The sequence below is a fragment of the Streptomyces sparsus genome, assembly GCF_054776295.1.
In genome coordinates this window covers 1-2,757 of the sequence record NZ_BAAHCA010000661.1, presented here as the reverse complement: position 1 = coordinate 2,757, position 2,757 = coordinate 1, and the positions used below count along the sequence as shown (strand labels likewise).

1 protein-coding gene is annotated in these 2,757 nt (G+C 74.5%); it reads left to right on the top strand.

Annotated features, from left to right (window positions below):
• Positions 1-159 precede the first annotated feature (159 nt).
• A partial coding sequence (locus ACYVE9_RS21795) for an NACHT domain-containing protein (RefSeq protein ID WP_461029584.1) occupies positions 160-2,757 on the top strand: 2,598 nt, incomplete at its 3' end.

Sequence of the window (2,757 nt, the reverse complement as noted above, 5' to 3'; positions counted from 1 at the left end):
CGACTCCGCGCCGGACCGCGGGTCCGGCCCCTCGGACCCCGCGCCGGGCAGCGCGGGGCCCGCCGACGCGGAACCTGGTAACGGACCTGTCAGCAGCGGTGACCGGTGATCACCTGACGGCCTACCCTGGGGGCCGCACGGCATATCTTCTCGGGGGGCATGGTGGATCCGTCGCTCATCGGCGTCCGGCTGGCGTCAGCCGCTGTCTCGCCGCTGCTCAAGCGGCTGCTGGTGACGCCGGAGCCCGGCGCCGGGCTGGTGTCCGCACCGCTGCGGCTGTCGGGCTGGCTGTCGTTCCGCGGCGAGAAGCGCACCCTGGGCGAAGCCGAGCTGGACCGGCTGGTGAACGAGGTGGTCTCCGGAGCGGTCCGGTCCGCCGGGACGAGCGACGCGCCCTCCCCGGAGGTGCAGCGGGAGGTGGCCGACGCGCTGCGCACCGCGCTGCACCGGCTCGGCGACCTCGACATGGACGACGTGCAGGCCGTCCGGCTCGGCCCGGAGTCCCTCGCGTTGCGCGTCGGCCACCCGGGCGGGCTGTCCGCGGACGCCGACGCCCTCTTCCAGCCCCTGCTGCGGGCCGTGTGCCTGCACGTCCTGAACTTCTTCACCCAGCGCTCCACCTTCGTGGCCCGCACCCTCGTCGAGCAGACGACCAGCCTGGACCGGCTGGTCCGCAAGACCGACCTGCTGCTGGCGCGCATCCCGTCGCAGACCGCCGAGGACGCCCTCTTCGAGCAGCGCTACGCCGAGCACATGGCCCGCCGGCACGGTGAGCTGACCCTCTACGGCATCGACCTCCAGCACACCAGGGAGTGGCCGCTCGACGCCGCGTACGTCTCCCTGGAGGCGGAGTCCAGCGGCAGCGCCTTACCCGCCGAGCAGGCCCTGCGCGGCCACGACCGGGTGCTGCTGCGCGGCGGCGCCGGCTCGGGCAAGACGACGCTCGTGCAGTGGCTCGCCGTCACCTGTGCCCGCCAGCGGTACCACCCGCAGCTCGGCCACCTCATCGGCCGGGTGCCGTTCGTGCTGCCGCTGCGCCGGGTGCTGCACGAGGGCCTGCCGCCCACCCCCGACCGCTTCCTGCACGCCGTCCGCAGCAGCCTGGCCGCGGCCCAGCCGCCGGGTTGGGCGGACCGGGTGCTGGACGCCGGGCGGGCGCTGCTGCTGATCGACGGCATCGACGAGATACCGGACCGCGAGCGGGAGCAGACCCGCCGCTGGCTGCGCGACATGCTCGGCGACCACCCGGGCAACCTGTGGCTGGTGACCTCGCGGCCCTCCGCGGTCCGCGACGACTGGCTCACCGCGGACGGCTTCACCGAGTTGTCGCTGGCCCCGATGGACCGCTCCGACGTCGCCGCATTCGTCCGCCGCTGGCACACCGCCGCGGACGCCGGGGAGGAGCTGGCCGAGTCGCTGCTGGACACCCTGCGCACGCACACCGACCTGGGCCGGCTGGCCGTCAGTCCGCTCATGTGCGGCCTGCTGTGCGCCCTGCACCGCGAACGCCGCGGCTTCCTGCCGCACAGCCGCCGCGACCTCTACGACGCGGCGCTCAGCATGCTGCTGGAGCGCCGCGACACCGAGCGGGCGGTGCCGGCCGGCGCGACACTGCGACTGTCCCGGGAGACCCAGGTGCAGCTGCTGCAGAAGCTCGCGCACTGGATGATCCGCAACGACCGCACCGAGCTGGACCGGGCCGACGCGCTCGGGCAGCTCGAACGCGGCCTGGCGCACATGGCGCACGTCGACGCGACGCCGGAACAGGTGCTGGAGCACCTGCTGAACCGCTCCGGCATGCTGCGCGAGCCCGCTCCCGGCTGCGTCACCTTCGTGCACCGCACCTTCCAGGACTACCTGGGGGCGAAGGCGCTCGTCGAGGAGGGCGACTTCCCCCTGCTGCTGGGCAACGCGCACCAGTCGCAGTGGGAGGACGTCTTCCGCCTGGCCGTCGCACACGCCAGGCCCGCCGAACGGGCCCGGATACTCAACGGCCTGATCCTGGAGGCGGAGCCCGGCGACGTCGACAGCCTGCTGCGCCGGCTGTCCCGCCCGGCCGAGGTGACCGCGGCCTGGCCGGAGTTCCGCCGCATCGTGCTCGCCGCGGCCTGCCTGGAGCACGCCACCGAGCTGGACCCCGGCGTGCGCACCCGGGTGCTTGCCCTCACCCACCGGCTGCTGCCGCCGCCCGACGTGCTCACCGCCCGGCAGCTGGGGGACTTCGGCGGTCCGCTGCTGCTCGACCTGCTGCCCGGCCCGGAGGGGCTCACCGCCCGGGAGGCCACCCACGTGGTGGTGGCCGCGTCCCGCCTCGGCACAGACGCCGCCATACCGCTGCTGGCCCGCTACCGGGAGCACCCGTCGCTGAACGTGCGCCGGCAGCTGGCCTGGGCGTGGCGCTACTTCGACACCGACCGGTACGCGCACGAGGTGCTGGCCGGTCTCGACGACGGGGACCTCTACTTCACCGCCCACCACACCGGTCATCTGGAGGCACTGCGGTCACTCGGCGGCCGGGCCCGCGTCCAGCTCGCCTGGGAGTACGACCCGGCCGAGGTCCGCGGCCTACTGGACCCCGAGCGGCTGACGCACCTCTGGTTGCGGGACGGCTACCGGTCCTGCGACGGCAAGCCCTGGCTGACGGACTTCCCCCACCTGCGGGTCCTGCTGGTACCGGAGCTTCCCGGCACGGCCGACGCCGCGACCGTGCCGGCGGGCGTCTCGGTCGAGCAGCCCTCGGGCCCCGACCGGCCGACG